Source organism: Brachyspira catarrhinii (assembly GCF_005518285.1).
Taxonomy (GTDB): Bacteria; Spirochaetota; Brachyspiria; order Brachyspirales; family Brachyspiraceae; genus Brachyspira; species Brachyspira catarrhinii.
Window position 1 is genome coordinate 1 of record NZ_SJDU01000457.1, and the last position, 1,620, is coordinate 1,620.

At 36.2% G+C, this 1,620-nt stretch carries 2 protein-coding genes; both read left to right on the forward strand.

Translation table 11 applies throughout. From position 1 onward, the window contains the following. The first annotated feature begins 21 nt into the window (after window positions 1–21). On the forward strand, window positions 22–222 hold the full coding sequence (locus EZH24_RS11475) for a response regulator (RefSeq protein ID WP_236847216.1): 201 nt from the start codon (window positions 22–24) through the stop codon (window positions 220–222). 52 nt (window positions 223–274) lie between these two features. After that, the coding region (locus EZH24_RS11480) for a chemotaxis protein CheA (RefSeq protein ID WP_170310868.1) at window positions 275–1,620 on the forward strand (1,346 nt) is incomplete at its 3' end.

The window sequence follows — 1,620 nt, forward strand, 5'->3', positions numbered from 1 at the left end:
TGATAATAACGGACCTTTAATATGCCTAAAATGGACGGAATAGAATTCATAAAGAATGTTAGGAAATTCGACCAATATAAATACACTCCTATTCTTATGCTTACTACCGAATCGCAAGACGAAAAGAAAATGGAAGGAAAAGCTGCGGGAGCAAGCGGTTGGCTCGTAAAACCGTTTAATCCGACTCAGCTTTTGGATGTTGTTAAAAGATTCTTAAATTAATAGAATTTATATTTTTAATTTAAGAATTTAAAAAATGAGAGGATGATAATATATGTTTGATAGCGATGAATTTATCTCGATATTCTTAAGCGAAGCCAATGAAATTGTCGAAGGTTTGGAAAACGATTTGGTTTTACTCGAAGACAATAAAAGCGACGAAGATTTATTAAATAAAATATTTAGAAGCGCTCATACTTTGAAATCTTCCGCTGGAACTGTCGGATTTACCACAATGAGCGAATTAAACCATGTAGCCGAAAATTTGCTTGAAAAAGTTAGAAGCGGTAAATTGGACGTTACTCCAAAAATGATAACCGTTTTGCTCGAATTTTTGGACACGGTTAAATTAATGCTCCAAAATATTATAGACGGAAAAGGCGAAGCCGAAGGAGTTGATAATATAGAATCGTTAAAAGCGAAAATCAAAGCGATAGCGGACGGAAACGAAGATATTGAAACTGTAACCTCGCCTCAACCAAAAAAAGAAACTCCTAAAGCCGAAGAATCCAAAAAAAGCGCAAAAGAAGAAGTTAAATCCGAAGGAACGGAAAAATCAGGCGGTTCTAATGTATTTCATGTAGATATGAGTTTTAAGGCGACTATTTTCGACAACGGAATAGACCCTCTTATGTTTTTAAACGACCTCAAAGCCATAGGAACTATAAAAAATTTAAAAATAGACTATTCCAATGTTCCCGCTATTTCGACATTGGAAGACCCTTATACATGCTACACTCAATTTGCGTTAGACCTCGAAACTAATTCTACTATAGAGCAGGTTCAAAATATATTTTTATTCGTAATAGACGATAACGACATTAACATTTCTGACGCTAAAGACGGCGCTCAAGAAGTTAAAAGTTCTCCTCAACCCGAAGTTGCGGAAACAAAAAAAGAAGAAACGCAAGCGGAAGCCCCAAAAGAAACTAAACAAGAGGAAGCGAAAACGGAACAGCCAAAACCTCAAGCTCCAAAATCCGCTTCGGCAAAAGTGCAAGCTCCTTCCACCGTCAGAGTCGATACGAGAAAATTGGACAGCTTAATGAATTTAATCGGAGAGTTGGTTATAGCTCAATCGAGAATAATGCAGCTCACTCAAAGTTTGGATATAGACAACGGACTCAAAGAAGCGGTAAGTTCGATGGACAGAACTTCGAGGCAGATACAAGAAGAAGTTATGAATATTCGTATGATGCCCGTGGGACCGATATTCAATCAATTTCATAGATATGTTAGAGATTTGAATTTGGAATTAAATAAAGAAGTAAAACTCGTTCTTAAAGGAGAGACAACCGAAATTGACAAAAACATGTTGGAACAGCTTTCCGACCCTCTCAAACATATTATAAGAAATTCTATGGACCATGGAATAGAAAAAACTAAAGAAGAGAGAATTGA

Excerpts from the sequence above, each read along its gene's own strand:
- EZH24_RS11475 (WP_236847216.1), top strand. The coding sequence starts at position 22 with ATGCCTAAAATGGACGGAATAGAATTCATAAAGAATGTTAGGAAATTC.